This window comes from Streptomyces sp. NPDC020801 (genome assembly GCF_044334385.1).
GTDB lineage: Bacteria > Actinomycetota > Actinomycetes > Streptomycetales > Streptomycetaceae > Streptomyces.
The window spans coordinates 146869-160900 of record NZ_JBIRST010000011.1 but is presented as its reverse complement, the minus strand read 5'-3'; the positions used below and the strand labels follow the sequence as shown (position 1 = coordinate 160900).

Annotated in this window: 16 protein-coding genes; 4 read left to right on the top strand and 12 right to left on the bottom strand. The window is 71.3% G+C overall.

Annotated features, from left to right (window positions below):
- Positions 1–65: 65 nt before the first annotated feature.
- On the bottom strand, positions 66–365 hold the full coding sequence (locus ACH4UM_RS23365; protein WP_398182441.1) for a hypothetical protein: 300 nt from the start codon (positions 363–365) through the stop codon (positions 66–68).
- A gap of 569 nt (positions 366–934) precedes the next feature.
- On the opposite strand from ACH4UM_RS23365, the gene ACH4UM_RS23360 reads away from it, so the two are divergent.
- The gene (locus ACH4UM_RS23360; protein ID WP_398182439.1) at positions 935–1606 is read left to right on the top strand and encodes a potassium channel family protein; all 672 of its coding nucleotides are present in this window, start codon (positions 935–937) and stop codon (positions 1604–1606) included.
- Positions 1606–2283, top strand: coding sequence for a potassium channel family protein (locus ACH4UM_RS23355; RefSeq protein ID WP_398182436.1), 678 nt, complete (start codon positions 1606–1608; stop codon positions 2281–2283). Before ACH4UM_RS23360 ends, ACH4UM_RS23355 begins: the two co-directional genes overlap by 1 nt.
- Before the next feature lie 93 nt (positions 2284–2376).
- Here the strand turns inward: ACH4UM_RS23355 and ACH4UM_RS23350 are convergent, their stop codons facing one another.
- From ACH4UM_RS23350 to ACH4UM_RS23320, 7 genes are all read right to left on the bottom strand, one after another.
- A complete protein-coding gene (locus ACH4UM_RS23350) occupies positions 2377–3144 on the bottom strand; it encodes a DUF3159 domain-containing protein (protein ID WP_398182433.1) in 768 nt (255 codons plus the stop codon).
- 3 nt (positions 3145–3147) lie between these two features.
- Positions 3148–3546: an OB-fold nucleic acid binding domain-containing protein gene (locus ACH4UM_RS23345; RefSeq protein ID WP_105968602.1), complete on the bottom strand. Its 399-nt coding sequence runs from the start codon at positions 3544–3546 to the stop codon at positions 3148–3150.
- Between the two features lie 43 nt (positions 3547–3589).
- The gene (locus ACH4UM_RS23340; RefSeq protein ID WP_398182430.1) at positions 3590–4309 is read right to left on the bottom strand and encodes a response regulator; all 720 of its coding nucleotides are present in this window, start codon (positions 4307–4309) and stop codon (positions 3590–3592) included.
- Positions 4303–6870, bottom strand: coding sequence for an ATP-binding protein (locus ACH4UM_RS23335; RefSeq protein ID WP_398182427.1), 2568 nt, complete (start codon positions 6868–6870; stop codon positions 4303–4305). Before ACH4UM_RS23335 ends, ACH4UM_RS23340 begins: the two co-directional genes overlap by 7 nt.
- A 383-nt stretch (positions 6871–7253) precedes the next feature.
- Positions 7254–8015 (bottom strand): DUF3710 domain-containing protein, encoded by a 762-nt coding sequence (locus tag ACH4UM_RS23330; RefSeq protein ID WP_398182424.1) that lies wholly within the window; start codon positions 8013–8015, stop codon positions 7254–7256.
- A 1-nt stretch (position 8016) separates the two neighbouring features.
- Entirely contained in the window at positions 8017–8568 is a 552-nt protein-coding gene (gene dut, locus ACH4UM_RS23325; RefSeq protein WP_398182421.1) for a dUTP diphosphatase, read from the bottom strand.
- On the bottom strand, positions 8565–9149 hold the full coding sequence (locus ACH4UM_RS23320; protein ID WP_398182418.1) for a PaaI family thioesterase: 585 nt from the start codon (positions 9147–9149) through the stop codon (positions 8565–8567). Before ACH4UM_RS23320 ends, dut begins: the two co-directional genes overlap by 4 nt.
- A 57-nt stretch (positions 9150–9206) precedes the next feature.
- On the opposite strand from ACH4UM_RS23320, the gene ACH4UM_RS23315 reads away from it, so the two are divergent.
- Positions 9207–9677 carry a DUF3093 domain-containing protein gene (locus tag ACH4UM_RS23315; protein ID WP_398182416.1) on the top strand — a complete coding sequence of 157 codons (471 nt, stop codon included), beginning with the start codon at positions 9207–9209 and terminating at the stop codon, positions 9675–9677.
- A 68-nt stretch (positions 9678–9745) separates the two neighbouring features.
- Here ACH4UM_RS23315 and ACH4UM_RS23310 read toward each other — a convergent pair whose 3' ends face one another.
- The 4 genes from ACH4UM_RS23310 to ACH4UM_RS23295 all read right to left on the bottom strand — a co-directional run bounded on the left by ACH4UM_RS23310 (position 9746) and on the right by ACH4UM_RS23295 (position 13334).
- Positions 9746–10738, bottom strand: a complete 993-nt coding sequence (locus ACH4UM_RS23310; RefSeq protein WP_398182413.1) for a hypothetical protein — start codon at positions 10736–10738, stop codon at positions 9746–9748.
- A gap of 13 nt (positions 10739–10751) precedes the next feature.
- A complete protein-coding gene (locus ACH4UM_RS23305; RefSeq protein WP_005481602.1) occupies positions 10752–11048 on the bottom strand; it encodes a DUF4193 domain-containing protein in 297 nt (98 codons plus the stop codon).
- 393 nt (positions 11049–11441) lie between these two features.
- Positions 11442–12674 (bottom strand): sensor histidine kinase, encoded by a 1233-nt coding sequence (locus ACH4UM_RS23300; RefSeq protein WP_398182410.1) that lies wholly within the window; start codon positions 12672–12674, stop codon positions 11442–11444.
- Between the two features lie 6 nt (positions 12675–12680).
- Entirely contained in the window at positions 12681–13334 is a 654-nt protein-coding gene (locus tag ACH4UM_RS23295; protein WP_351058477.1) for a response regulator transcription factor, read from the bottom strand.
- 447 nt (positions 13335–13781) lie between these two features.
- Here ACH4UM_RS23295 and ACH4UM_RS23290 point away from each other — a divergent pair, with 447 nt between their 5' ends.
- Positions 13782–13955: a hypothetical protein gene (locus tag ACH4UM_RS23290; RefSeq protein WP_360963605.1), complete on the top strand. Its 174-nt coding sequence runs from the start codon at positions 13782–13784 to the stop codon at positions 13953–13955.
- Positions 13956–14032: the final 77 nt, after the last annotated feature.

The following is a 14032-nucleotide window of genomic DNA, read 5'->3' as shown; positions in this document are numbered from 1 at the left end:
AAGCCTTCGAACACGGTGTCGCCCACCCGCCACCCCCCTGAAAGACGCGCGGGCGTCCTCAGCGGTCAGGAGGCGGGCGTTTTCCGCGGTCGTAAGACGGGCGGCTCGCGCCCTTCCAGCAGCACGTTCAGCGTGCTGGATGGTGTCCCGCACCTCGCGGGCCGGCTTCTCCACCAGCAGCGGGTCCTCCGCCGCGTCCTCGGGGAAGGCGTCCATGGTGATGGGGGCGCCGAAGCGGATGGACGATCTCCTCGCCCGGGCGGCGCAGCCCGGGCTCCGGTGTTGACGCGCCGGGTGGCGTGCTTGGTGTCGACCACGGACGGCTCGCTGAACTCGCGGGCCACGATGGAGCTGTGCGAGAGCATCGAGCCGATGTCGGTGACGACGCCGCCCGCGATGCGAACAGCGGGGTCCGGGAGCCGTCGGTGCGGCGGGTCACGAGGATCTCCCCCGCCTCGAACTCGCCGGCCCGCCAAACCAGGCCGAAACACCGCGCGGGCAGCCCGGCGGCGGCGCCTCGGTGCCCCGGACCCGCCCGCCCGCCGTGCGGCCATGCCGACCGCCGCGTCGCCGCGTCCTCCGGACGGGTGCCGCCGACCACGCCGCGTCGCCACCGGTTCGGTCGCGGGGCCGGCCCGTACCACGGCCCTTCTCTGCGGGCGGGCCGGGGCCGTCGATCCCGCGCCAGGACCACGCCGTCGTCCTCCCCGCCCCCGCCCGGACCGGACACGCGGGTCTGCGCGGGCAGCCGATACGTTGGGGACAGGGCGACGGGCCGGTCCCCGGGAAGGCCCGGAAGAGGCATCGACCGGCATGATGGTGCACGACGGCCCGCGACCGGGCCGCGACCGTTGCCCGCCGGCGAGCCGAGAGAGAGATATGAGCAGGACGCGTACGCAGGTCCAAGGACCTGTGGGGAGAGTGGTGTAGCGCCGTGCACATCGTCATCATGGGTTGCGGGAGAGTGGGTTCCGCTCTCGCCCAGACCCTGGAGCAACAGGGGCACACGGTCGCCGTGATCGACCAGGACCCCACCGCCTTCCGTCGGCTGGGCCCCGGGTTCGGCGGCCGCCGGGTCACCGGCATCGGCTTCGACCAGGACACCCTGCGTGAGGCGGGCATCGAGGAGGCCGGCGCGTTCGCGGCCGTCTCCAGCGGCGACAACTCGAACATCATCGCCGCGCGCGTGGCCCGCGAGATGTTCGGCGTGCAGAACGTCGCGGCCCGTATCTACGACCCCCGGCGCGCCGAGGTCTACCAGCGCCTGGGCATCCCGACCGTGGCCACCGTCCGCTGGACGGCCGACCAGATGCTGCGCCGGCTGCTGCCCTCGGGCGCCGAGCCCCTGTGGCGCGACCCCACCGGCGGGGTCCAGCTGGCCGAGGTGCACGCCTCGCCGAAGTGGGTCGGGCACAAGATCAGCAAGCTGCAGGAGGAGACGGGCGTCCGAGTGGCGTTCCTGACCCGTCTCGGCGAGGCCATCCTGCCCAGCTCGCAGACGGTGCTGCAGGAGGGCGACCTCGTGCACGTGATGATGCGGACGGACGACGTGGAGAAGGTCGAGGCGTCGTTCGCCGAGGGCCCCGAAGAGGAGAGCGGTCACTGATGAGGGTCGCCATTGCCGGTGCCGGGGCGGTCGGTCGCTCGATCGCGGGCGAACTGCTGGAGAACGGCCACGAGGTCCTTCTCGTCGACAAGGCGCCGACCGCCATCTCGGTCGAGCGCGTGCCACAGGCGGAATGGCTGCTGGCCGACGCCTGCGAGATCACGTCCCTGGACGAGGCGGCGCTGCAGCGTTGCAACGTCGTGATCGCCGCGACCGGTGACGACAAGGTGAACCTGGTCGTCTCGCTGCTGGCGAAGACGGAGTACGGCGTGCCGCGCGTCGTGGCCCGTGTGAACAATCCGAAGAACGAGTGGCTGTTCAACGAGTCGTGGGGCGTGGACGTCGCCGTGTCGACTCCGCGTCTGATGTCCGCCCTGGTCGAGGAGGCGGTGAGCGTCGGCGACCTGGTCCGTCTGCTCCGCTTCAGCCACGGCGACGCCAACCTCGTCGAGCTGACCCTGCCGGAGGAGTCGGCCCTGGCCGGCACCCAGGTCGGCGACGTCGAGTGGCCCCAGGACACCTCGCTGGTCACCATCATCCGCGGCACCCGCGTCCTCACCCCGTCCCAGGAGGACTCCCTGGAGGCGGGCGACGAACTGCTGTTCGTGGCCGCGCAGGCCCGCGAGGAGGAGCTGGAGGACCTGCTGTCGGTGCGGCGGGAGGACACGGCGGACTGAGCCCCTTGGAGGGTGAGGTCTGGAGGCCCACGACGGCGAGGGGCGCCCGGAGATCTCCGGGCGCCCCTCGCCGTCGTGAGGGGGTGTCTGCGCCTACCGGCGGTGCCGGCCGCCGCTCGGTGCCTCACCGAGCTCACCGCGTTCGGCCGCCAGTGCCGCCTTACGCTCCTCCTCGGCCTTCTCCTCCGCCTCCATCTCCGCGAACACGTCGATGGGCGCGGGCGCCTTGGCCAGGAACACCCAGGTCAGCCAGACAGCCAGCAGGAACGGCGGGATCTTCAGCGCGATCAGGACCCAGCCGAGCTGGGTGGTGTCGGCCCACCAGTACAGCGGGAAGAGGATCGCGCACTTGGCGAGCAGGATCAGGCCCCAGGCCCAACTGGCCTTGGCGTACGCCTTCTTGCGGCCCGGGTTGCGGGTGCGCCAGGAGAGGTTCTCCTTGAAGACCGGGCCGAGGATCAGGCCGATCAGCGGGACCCCGGCGAGCGTGGTGACGATGTACGCCACCGCCAGGCCCAGCGTGTAGAGCATGCCGGGCAGATAGAAGTCCTTGGCGTTGCCGGTCATCATCGCGAAGACCACGCCGAACGCGACGCCGAAGACGCCGCTGAAGGCGTGCTTGACGGTGTCCCGCATGGCCAGGCGGACCACGACCAGGATCAGCGAGACCGCCAGCGCGGCGATCGCCGACCAGTGCAGGTCCTTGTTGATCGTGAAGATCGTGACGAAGAGCAGGCCGGGCAGCACCGTCTCGACCATGCCCCGGACCCCGCCGAACGCCTCGAACAGCGCGGCCTCCGTCACCGCCCTGGCATCGTCGTCGGCGGCCGTCTCTTCGGTCGGCTTGTCGAGTGGCGTCACGGGCTACTCCCGTCCGAGGGGTCGCAGTTCGTACTTGGGGTTGAACAGCACCCGGCGGCCCCGGCTCATCGAGATCCGGCCCGATGCGATCAGCTTGCGCCCCGGTTCTATCCCGACGATGGAGCGTCTGCCGAGCCACACCACGTCCAGGGCGGCGGAGCCGTCGAACAGCTCGGCCTCCAGGGCCGGGACTCCGGCGCGCGGGCGCAGGGTGACCGTGCGCAAGGTACCAGTAACCGTGACGATCTGCCGGTCGTGGCAGTCACCGATCCGGGTACAGCCCGCGGTCTCGGCGTCCTCCCGCAGCTCCTCGGACTCCAGGTCCTCCTGCGACGAGGAGAGCCGGTCGAGCATGCGCCGGAAACGCCCCACCGGCTTTTCGGAACGAGGAACAGCACTCATATCTGAAGCGTACCGGGGCGCACCGTCAGGACCTTAACCGCGCTCACCTCTCGAAGCGGTACCCCATCCCGGGCTCGGTGACGAAGTGCTTGGGGTGCGAGGGGTCGGCCTCCAGCTTCCTGCGCAGCTGGGCCATGTACACCCGCAGGTAGTTAGTCTCCGTCCCGTACGACGGCCCCCACACCTCCTGCAGCAGCTGCTTCTGGCTGACCAGCCGGCCGGTGTTGCGCACCAGCACCTCCAGCAGGTGCCACTCGGTCGGGGTCAGCCGTACGTCCTTGCCGCCCCGGTTGACCTTCTTCGCGGCCAGGTCGACGGTGAACTGATCGGTCTCCACCGTCGTCACGTCGTCCTCACCGGGGCCGACGGGCTCGGCCCGGCGGACGGCGGCGCGCAGCCGGGCCAGCAGCTCGTCCATGCCGAAGGGCTTGGTGACGTAGTCGTCGGCGCCCGCGTCCAGCGCCTCGACCTTCTCGTCCGAGGAGTGCCGGGCGGACAGCACCAGGATCGGCACCCGGGTCCAGCCGCGCAGGCCCCGGATCACCTCGACGCCGTCCATGTCGGGCAGGCCCAGATCGAGGACGACGACGTCGGGGTGGCGGGAGGCGGCCAGGTCGAGGGCGGTCCGGCCGTCGGCGGCGGCGTCGACCTCGTACCTGCGCGCCTTGAGGTTGATCACGAGGGCGCGCACGATCTGCGGCTCGTCGTCGACCACCAGCACCCGCGTGGGTGCCTGGGCGCTCGCCCCGGTCGCGCTCACCATGAGGCCTGCCTTTCGGGCTGTACGGGGCCGCTGCCGGCCCACTCGGGACGGAGCGGCTCGGGGCGGGCTCCGGCGGCGCGGAGGCTGAGCACCATGGTGAGGCCGCCGCCGGGCGTGTCCTCGGCGTCGAGGGTGCCGCTCATGGCCTCCGCGAAGCCGCGCGCCACCGCCAGGCCGAGGCCGACGCCCGCTCCGCGCGGGGCGTCGCCGTGCCGCTGGAAGGGTTCGAAGATACGGTCCTTGGCCTCGTCCGGGACGCCCGGGCCGCGGTCGACGACCCGCACCTCGACCCGGTCGGCCATCGCGCTGGCGGAGACCAGGACGGGCTCGTCGGGCGGGCTGTACTTCACGGCGTTCTCCACGATGTTGGCCATGGCCCGCTCCAGGAGCCCGGCGTCCACCTCGACCATCGGCAGCGTCTCCGGGACGTCCAGGTCCACGCTGTCGTCGGGCACCCCGCCCAGCGCCATCGGCACCACCTCGTCGAGGTCGATCTCGCGAATCAGCGGGGTGACGGTGCCGGTCTGCAGACGGGACATGTCCAGCAGGTTGCCCACGAGGTGGTCGAGCCGGTCGGCGCCCTCCTCGATGCCCTGGAGCAGCTCCGCCCGGTCCTCCTCGGACCACTCGACGTCCTCGGACCGGAGCGAGGAGACGGCCGCCTTGATCCCGGCGAGCGGGGTGCGCAGGTCGTGGCTGACGGCGGCGAGCAGCGCGGTGCGGATGCGATTGCCCTCGGCGAGGGCGCGCGCCCGGTCGGCCTCCTCCTGCAGGCGGCGGCGGTCCAGTACGACGGCGGCCTGGGCGGCGAAGGCGGCCAGCACCCGGCGGTCGGAGGCGGGCAGCACGCGACCGGTCAGCGCCAGGGCCATGTGATCGCTGACCGGCATGTCCACGTCCGCGTCCTCGGGCCGCTCCAGGGGCCGGTCGGTGCCCACCCGGCCGGCGCAGGTCCAGGGGTCCACGTCGCTCTGCCGCTCCAGCAGCGCCACCGACTCCATGCCGAAGGTCTCCCGGACCCGCTCCAGCAGGGCTTCCAGGCTGGTCTCGCCGCGCAGCACGCTGCCGGCGAGGAAGGACAGTATCTCGGCCTCGGCGCGCAGCCGGGCCGCCTGGTGGGTGCGCCGGGCGGCCAGGTCCACCACCGAGGCCACCGACACGGCGACCCCGACGAAGATCACGATGGCGACGATGTTCTTGGGGTCGGCGATGGTCAGCCGGTGCAGCGGCGGCGTGTAGTAGTAGTTCAGCAGGAACGACCCGACTGCCGCCGAGGCGAGCGCCGGCAGCAGCCCGCCCAGTAGTGCCGCCGCCACCGTCAGGGCGAGGAACAGCAGCATGTCGTTGGCGAGGCCGAGGGCCACGGCGTTCAGCAGCAGGGCGAGGACCACCGGACCGGCGATCGCGACCACCCAGCCCCAGACGATGCGGACGCGGCCGAGCCGGGCGCCCCGGGCCACGGGCAGTCCGCGCCCCTTGGCGATCTCCTCGTGGGTGACGATGTGCACGTCCAGGTCGGGCCCCGACTCGCGGGCCACCGTGGCGCCGACACCGGGCCCGAAGACGTACTGCCAGGTCTTGCGGCGTGAGGAGCCGAGCACGATCTGGGTTGCGTTGACCCCGCGGGCGAAGTCGAGCAGTGCGGCCGGTATGTCGTCGCCGACGACATGGTGGAAGGTGCCGCCGAGGTCCTCCACGAGGGTGCGCTGGACGGCCAGCTCCTTCGGGGAGGCGCCGGTCAGGCCGTCGCTGCGGGCGATGTAGACGGCCATGACCTCCCCGCCGGCGCCCTTCTCCGCCAGGCGGGCCGCCCGGCGGATGAGCGTGCGCCCCTCGGGTCCGCCGGTCAGACCCACCACGATCCGCTCGCGCGAACCCCAGATCCGCGACACCCGGTGCTCGCTGCGGTACCGCTGGAGGTACTCGTCGACCCGGTCGGCCACCCACAGCAGCGCCAGCTCGCGCAGTGCCGTCAGGTTGCCCGGCCGGAAGTAGTTGGACAGGGCGGCATCGACCTTGTCCGGCTTGTAGATGTTGCCGTGCGCCATCCGGCGGCGCAGTGCCTCCGGTGACATGTCGACCAACTCGATCTGGTCCGCCCTGCGCACCACCTCGTCCGGAACGGTCTCCCGCTGCCGTACGCCGGTGATGGACTCCACCACGTCGCCGAGGGACTCCAGGTGCTGGATGTTGACCGTGGAGACCACGTCGATGCCGGCCGCGAGCAGCTCCTCCACGTCCTGCCAGCGCTTGGCGTTGCGGGAGCCGGGGACATTGGTGTGCGCGAGTTCGTCCACCAGCGCGACGGCCGGGGCACGGCGCAGCACCGCGTCGACGTCCATCTCGGTGAAGCTGCTCCCGCGGTGCTCCAGCTCCTTGCGCGGCATCTGTTCCAGGCCGTGCAGCATCACCTCGGTGCGCAGGCGGTCGTGGTGCTCGACGAACGCGACGACGCAGTCGGTGCCGCGCTCCACCCGGCGGTGCGCCTCGGACAGCATCGCGTACGTCTTGCCGACGCCCGGTGCCGCACCGACGTAGATCCGAAGTTTGCCGCGTCCCATGGCCCCATTGTCTTCCCGTCATGCCTGCGTACGCTGCGTCGACCCTACGGCCAATAATCGCGACAAAAGGGGCCGGCCGGAGACCGGAGGACGTCTTTGACGCGACTCTGACGCCCGGGCCTGCCGGAAGAGGTCCAAGATCCGTTCAGCGTTCGGCCGATCTTCCCGTCGCGCGGCACCTCGAAGGAGGCACCGGGCAGCGCGTGCACGGCGGCGGCCTGCCGCCCGATCACGACCGGTGCCCGCCCCTTCGGCCTCTCAACGGACGGGACCCCGCGATGGTTTCCGCAGCAGGGCACTTGAGTACCGCGGGGCTTGCGCACGGCGGCCGCGCACGGCGAAGGGCCGCACCCCGAGGGTACGGCCCCTGCGCCGGCCGCTGTTCAGCGGACCTCGGTGATCTCCGGACCGCGCTGCAGCTGGCCCATGCCGCCGGCGAAGCGGGACTGGCCCTCGTCCTGCTGGACGCCCTCGGGCACCATCTGCGCGTCGTTCGGCAGCTTCAGGACGATCGGGTCGCGGGGCGCCATCGGGCCCTCACCGCGGACCACGACCGTGTCCCGGAAGACCTGCTCCAGCAGCCCGGCGGCCTGCGGCTGCACCGCGCCCTGCCCGGAGATCACTCCGCGCAGGAACCAGCGGGGGCCGTCCACTCCCACGAACCGCACCACCTGGAAGCCGCCCGTGCCGTCCGGCAGCTGTACCGGCACCTGGGCGCGCAGCTCCCAGCCCAGCGGCCCCTCGACCTCGTCGACGATGCCGCCCTGCTGGGTGATGCCGGACGCGATCTCCTCGCGCACCTCGCCCCAGATGCCCTCGCGCTTGGGCGCGGCGAAGGCCTGCAGCTGCACGGCGCTGTCCTGCAGAACGACGGTTGCCGCGACGATCGCGTCGCCCGCGACCTCCACCCGCAGCTCCATGCCGTCGACGCCCGGCACGAACAGGCCGCCCAGGTCCACGCGGCCCTCGCCCGGGTCGCGCACCTCGGAGCCGTCCCAGGGCCCGTCGGGCCGCGGTTCGGGCTCGAGCCTCACCCGCTCGTACTCACCCTCTTCGTCCGCCTCGGTGTCGACGCTGTCGACGACCTGCTCGGCCTCGCCGGCCGCGTCCTCGGCGGCACCCTTCTTCTTGCGACGTCCGAACACGTCACTGTCCTTCCCGGTCGGATACGACCGAAGCGTATCGATACCCACCCGTCCGGCCGCCCATGGCGGCCCGACCGCTTGTGCCGCTCACGCCGTCCACCGCGGCGTGGCCACCGGTGGACCCGAAGCCCCCCTCGGCCCGCGCCGAGTCGGGAAGCTCCGCCACCTCCTGGAAGCGGACCCTCTCGACCTGCTGGACGACCAGTTGGGCGATCCGGTCGAAGCGCTCGAACCGCACGGACTCGCACGGGTCGAGATTCACCACGATCACCTTGATCTCCCCACGGTACCCGGCATCAACCGTCCCCGGGGCATTGACAAGGGCGACACCGCAGCGGGCGGCGAGACCGGAACGGGGGTGCACGAAGGCTGCGTACCCCTCGGGGAGGGCCACAGACACACCCGTGGGCAGCACGGCCCGCTCTCCGGGAGCCAGTTCGCAGGCGACGGTGGTGCGCAGATCGGCGCCCGCGTCGCCGGGGTGCGCGTACGCCGGAAGCGGTACGTCGGGCTCGACGCGCCGGATCAGCACGTTCAGGGGCTCACGGCTCACGGGTTCACCTCGAAGGCGCGGGCACGCCGGATCTGGTCCGGGTCGTTCATGGCCGCCTGGATCTCCTCCTCGCGGCCGTGGTGCACGAAGTGGTCGACCTTCACCTCGATGAAGAGGGCGTCGGCGCGGACCGCGACCGGCCCGTCGGGGCCCCCGACGCGGCCGGTGGCCCTGGAATAGATCTTCCGGCCGGCCACCGCCGTGACCTCGGCCTCGAGGTACAGGGTCGTGCCGACCGGCACCGGCCGCACGAAGTCGGTCTCCAGTCGTCCGGTCACCGCGATCGTCCGCAGCAGCCAGTTCAGCGAGCCCAGGGTCTCGTCGAGGGCGGTCGCGAGCACACCGCCGTGGGCGAGGCCCGGCGCTCCCTGGTGGGCCGGCTGCACGGTGAACTCGGCGGTGATGCGGACGCCCTCCCCGGCCCGTGCCTGGAGGTGCAGCCCGTGCGGCTGCTGTCCGCCGCACCCGAAACACTCGCCGTAGTGCGCGCCGAGGAGCTCGCCCGGCACGGGCGCATCGGGATGCCGTACGGGTTTCACGGCATCGGCGGGAGGCTGAAGACCTGCGGAACTACCACTCACAGGCGCAGACCTTACCCGCGCGTCCGGGCATCGCGGACACCGTGTCAAGCTGGCTTCATGCAGCTCTCCGCCCAGCCGTACGAAGAACGTCTCACCGCGCCCCGCTCCTGGTGGCTGATCAGTCTTCTGATCGGTGTCTCGTTCGCCCTGGTCCTGCTGCCCTTCGGCACCCTGCCAATGCTCGGCGGCCTGGTCGGCGGCACCGCGGCCACGGCTGTCGTGGCCAGCTCCTACGGCTCCGTCCGCATCCGGGTCGTGAACGGCTCCCTGATCGCGGGCGAGGCGAAGATCCCGGTCACGGCCCTCGGCGCGACGGAGATCCTGGACGCCGAGGAGGCGCGCGCCTGGCGCACCTACAAGGCCGACACCCGCGCCTTCCTGCTGCTGCGCGCCTACATCCCCACCGCACTGCGCGTGGAGGTCACCGACCCGGACGACCCGACGCCGTACCTGTATCTGTCCACGCGGGAGCCGGAGCGGCTGGCCGAGGCCCTGCGGGCGGCCCGGACGGCGGCGGAGGCGGCCTAGTGCTGCGACCGGAAAGGTTCACCGGCTAGCCGCAGTACGGTCCCCCCAGGGGTGACGCGGCGCCGGCCTCAGGGGCCGAGTTCTCCGGAGGCGTCGGTGACGTCCTCGATCGCCAGCGGGTTCTCGGGGACCTCCAGGGGCGGCAGCGCGGGCAGCCGGTCCCACGGGACCTGGATCTTGCGCAGGTCCGCGCGGATGCGGGCCGCGAGTCTCTTGGTGTCGCGCCGGTTCATGACGGCGCCGACCGCGGCGCCGACCATGAACGGCATCAAGGTCGGCAGGTCCCGTACGGTGCGCTTCATGATCTGCTGGCGCAGCTGACGCTTCATCTGGCCGCCGAGAGCGGCGTCGATCGTGGACGGCTTGGCCACGTCGATCCCGCGCTCCCCCGACCAGGAGTTCAGATACGCGGTGCTGCGGGCCTTCAGCTTTCCGGGGGGCCGCACCCCGTACACCTCGTGGAGCTCGGCGATCAGCTTGAGCTCGATGGCCGCGACCCCGGTGATCTCCGCGGCGAGTTCGGTCGGCATCGCGGGCGGCACCGGCAGCATCGCCGCCGCGCCGATCCCCGCCCCGACCGTGGAGGTCCCCATCGCCGCGCCCGCCACCAGCTTGTCCGCGAGTTCCTCGGGTCCGAGGCCCGGGAACTGCCGGCGAAGCGTGGCGAGGTCGCGGACGGGAATCCGCGGGGCTGTCTCGATGATCCGGTCGGTGACGTAGGCCAGTCCCGACCTGGCGCGGACCCTGCCCTGACGGACGCCGTTGCGGGCCGCCCGTCCGGCCTTGCCGCCGATCGCCGTGGCCCTCTCCCAGGCTCTCGGCTCGGTCCGGGCGGGGGATACGCCCATTCGGGTGACGGGCGCGGGCCTTGCCGCCGAAGCGGCGGGGTCACCACGCCCGGACACGGCTTCGAGCGAGGCCGATCCCTGCGATCCGGTCGATCCGGATGTACGGGACGGGCCTCGCTCGTCGTCACGCGCGCCGTGGGGGCCGTCCGTCGGCCCCGGGTCCGCTCCCCCGCGGGGGAAGCGGCGCTTCCAGGGAGGGGTCGAGCCGGTCACGGCCGACCCCGCCTCAGTCGCAGTCGCGGCAGATCGGCTGACCGTTCTTCTCCCGGGCCAGCTGGCTGCGGTGGTGCACCAGGAAGCAGCTCATGCATGTGAACTCGTCCTGCTGCTTGGGCAGCACCCGGACGGCCAGCTCCTCATTGGAGAGGTCGGCTCCGGGAAGCTCCAGGCCCTCGGCGGCCTCGAACTCGTCGACGTCCACGGCGGAGGTCGACTTGTCGTTCCGCCTGGCCTTCAGCTCTTCAAGGCTGTCCGAGTCGACGTCGTCGTCGGTCTTGCGTGGGGTGTCGTAATCGGTTGCCATGTCGCTCTCCCCCTCTGGGTGTCTGCGGTGTCTCCAGCGCACGTAACGCGTGAGAGGCCGGACTTGTGCCCGACCCGAGGCGGAGATTTTGCCTCACATCAAGGTCTGTTACTCAATCGACACCCAACCGGACTCCTCAAGAGTGATCGGCTTGGATGGCGATCGGGACCGTACACGGTCCGAATCTCGCTCTTCAAAGCGGTCCCACCGTGTACTTCCCGTGATCAGGACCCCTGAAAACCCGGATTTTCCCGGCTTTTCGGCGGCCCGCATGATCACGGAGAGTGGATGGCCGGAAAACCGCTCATGTGATCGATCACACACGGGCAAGCCGGAGGGGTACCCCGAAAATTCCGCGCAAAGCGAACATCCCCGCGTGTCCGGGACATGATCTCAGATCGGCAGGGTGACCCGCATCATCAGCCCGCCCCCTTCGCGCGGCTGGGCAGAGATGTGGCCGCCGTGCGCCCGGGCCACGGAGCGGGCGATCGAGAGCCCGAGACCCACGCCCTTGTCGCTGCCCGTGCGCTCGGTGCGCAGCCGCCTGAAGGGCTCGAAGAGGTTGTCGATCTCGTAGGCCGGGACCACCGGTCCGGTGTTCGTGACGACGAGGACCGCCTGGCCGTGCTGGACGTCCGTGGTGACCTCCACCCAGCCGTCCTCCTGCACGTTGTACCGGACGGCGTTCTGCACCAGGTTCAGCGCGATCCGCTCCAGCAGTACGCCGTTGCCCTGGACGACGGCGGGCTTTCGTTCGCCGCGGATCTTGACGCCCTTGGCCTCCGCCTCCGCGTGCACCTGGTCGACGGCCTGCGAGGCGACCTCGGCGAGGTCCACCGGCTTGCGCTCGACGATCTGGTTGTCGCTGCGGGCGAGCAGCAGCAGGCCCTCGACGAGCTGCTCGCTGCGCTCGTTGGTGGCCAGCAGAGTCCTGCCGAGCTGCTGCAGCTCCACGGGCGCCTGCGGATCGGACAGGTGCACCTCCAGGAGCGTGCGGTTGATCGCCAGTGGGGTGCGCAGCTCGTGCGAGGCGTTGCCGACGAAGCGCTGCTGGGCGGTGAAGGCCCGCTGCAGCCGGTCCAGCATCTCGTCGAAGGTGTCCGCGAGCTCCTTCAGCTCGTCGTCCGGGCCGTCCAGCTCGATCCTCCGGGACAGGTCGGAGCCGGCCACCGCGCGGGCGGTGCGGGTGATCCGGCCGAGCGGGGAGAGCACCCGGCCGGCCATCGCGTAGCCGAACGCGAAGGCGATCACGGCGAGGCCGAGGAGGGCCAGCAGCGACCGGCTGAGCAGGTCGTCCAGGGCGTGCTGGCGCTGCTGGTTCACGCACTCGTTCATCGCGTGGTTGAGCTCGGTCGCGGTCGTCCGGGTCGGGAAGTTGCAGGTGTCGCTGGTGACCTGGCCGGAGATGATCTTGAAGGGCAGCTCGCTGCCCACGTTCAGAGCGTGCGCGGCCAGCAGGTAGATGATCGACAGCAGCAGGATGCCGGCGATCAGGAACATGCCTCCGTACAGCAGTGTGAGCCGTATCCGGATGGTCGGGCGCAGCCAGGGGAAGGGCGGCTCGGGCCTTCTTGGGTCCCAGGTGGGTTTCGGTGGCGCCTGGGGCGGCGCGGGGGTGGCGGCCACGGCGGATCAGATCCGGTAGCCGGAGCCGGGCACGGTGACGATCACAGGCGGCTCACCGAGCTTGCGGCGCAGGGTCATCACGGTGACCCGCACGACGTTGGTGAACGGGTCGGTGTTCTCGTCCCAGGCCTTCTCCAGGAGCTGCTCCGCGGAGACGACCGCGCCCTCGCTGCGCATGAGCACCTCCAGGACCGCGAACTCCTTCGGCGCCAGCTGGACCTCCTTGCCGTCGCGGAAGACCTCGCGGCGGTTGGGGTCGAGTTTGATCCCGGCGCGCTCCAGGACGGGCGGCAGCGGCACGCTGGTGCGCCGGCCGAGGGCACGCACGCGTGCCGTCAGCTCGCTGAACGCGAAGGGCTTGGGCAGATAGTCGTCGGCGCCGATCTCCAGGCCCTCCACACGGTCGCTGACGTCACCGGCGGCGGTGAGCATCAGCACGCGGGTGGGCATGCCGAGCTCGACGATCTTGCGGCAGACGTCGTCGCCGTGCACGAGCGGGAGGTCGCGGTCGAGGACGACCACGTCGTAGTCGTTGACGCCGATGCGCTCCAGGGCGGCCGCACCGTCGTACACGACGTCGACGGCCATGGCCTCCCGGCGCAGTCCGGTGGCCACCGCATCGGCGAGCAGCTGCTCGTCCTCGACGACGAGTACGCGCACGTCGCTAGTCCTTCCTGTGTCCACCCGCGTAGCGCCGCTCGGGCACACGCGGGCAGGGGTCTTCATGGGTGTGTGCCTCCATCCTGCCCTTTTCGGCCATAAGTCGGCTGTAAGCCGGGGCAGCGGTGGCCCGGCGCGGGGTGAGGGACGGATGAGGAGGGGGTGTGCGGCGGATGAAGCGCACGGGAATGCGGAATTTTCTCGCGCGGTTGAGGTTTCCGCGGGAGAGAGGTGGGGGAGGACGGCTTTACACCCCGCGATCACGCTCTGCATGTGCCGCACCACCATGCGGTACACCGCGATCCGCTTTCGCGGAGCGGGCGTGGGTGTCCGGCACCGTCGCCGCCCAGCAGGGCAGCGCTGGGCACCTACTGGAGACGTGATCGTCCCTTCCGAACGGCACACCCCCGTGCCACCGACCCACGACCCAGGACGAGGGGGCGCAGCATGGACGCATTCACCGCAGGACTTCTGCAGCGCATAAAGGCGACCGAGTCCGACCTGACGCGGGCTCGTGACGAGGGCGACGACTTCCTCGTCGAGGTGGAGCTGGCCGAGCTCGACGACCTGCGCCGCCTCGCCGCCGAACACGGTGTGGAGGTCGGCGTGTCCGCCGTCTGATCAGCGTGTAGCAGCCTGTGCGTGGGCAGGGCCCCCGGCGAATCCAGCGCCGGGGGCTCCGCTTTCCCCGGGCCCCG

Coding starts and splice junctions, on each gene's coding strand:
- ACH4UM_RS23365 (WP_398182441.1), bottom strand. CDS start 365: ATGCTCTCGCACAGCTCCATCGTGGCCCGCGAGTTCAGCGAGCCGTCC.
- ACH4UM_RS23355 (WP_398182436.1), top strand. CDS start 1,606: ATGAGGGTCGCCATTGCCGGTGCCGGGGCGGTCGGTCGCTCGATCGCG.
- ACH4UM_RS23345 (WP_105968602.1), bottom strand. CDS start 3,546: ATGAGTGCTGTTCCTCGTTCCGAAAAGCCGGTGGGGCGTTTCCGGCGC.
- ACH4UM_RS23340 (WP_398182430.1), bottom strand. CDS start 4,309: ATGGTGAGCGCGACCGGGGCGAGCGCCCAGGCACCCACGCGGGTGCTG.
- ACH4UM_RS23335 (WP_398182427.1), bottom strand. CDS start 6,870: ATGGGACGCGGCAAACTTCGGATCTACGTCGGTGCGGCACCGGGCGTC.
- ACH4UM_RS23315 (WP_398182416.1), top strand. CDS start 9,207: ATGCAGCTCTCCGCCCAGCCGTACGAAGAACGTCTCACCGCGCCCCGC.
- ACH4UM_RS23305 (WP_005481602.1), bottom strand. CDS start 11,048: ATGGCAACCGATTACGACACCCCACGCAAGACCGACGACGACGTCGAC.
- ACH4UM_RS23290 (WP_360963605.1), top strand. CDS start 13,782: ATGGACGCATTCACCGCAGGACTTCTGCAGCGCATAAAGGCGACCGAG.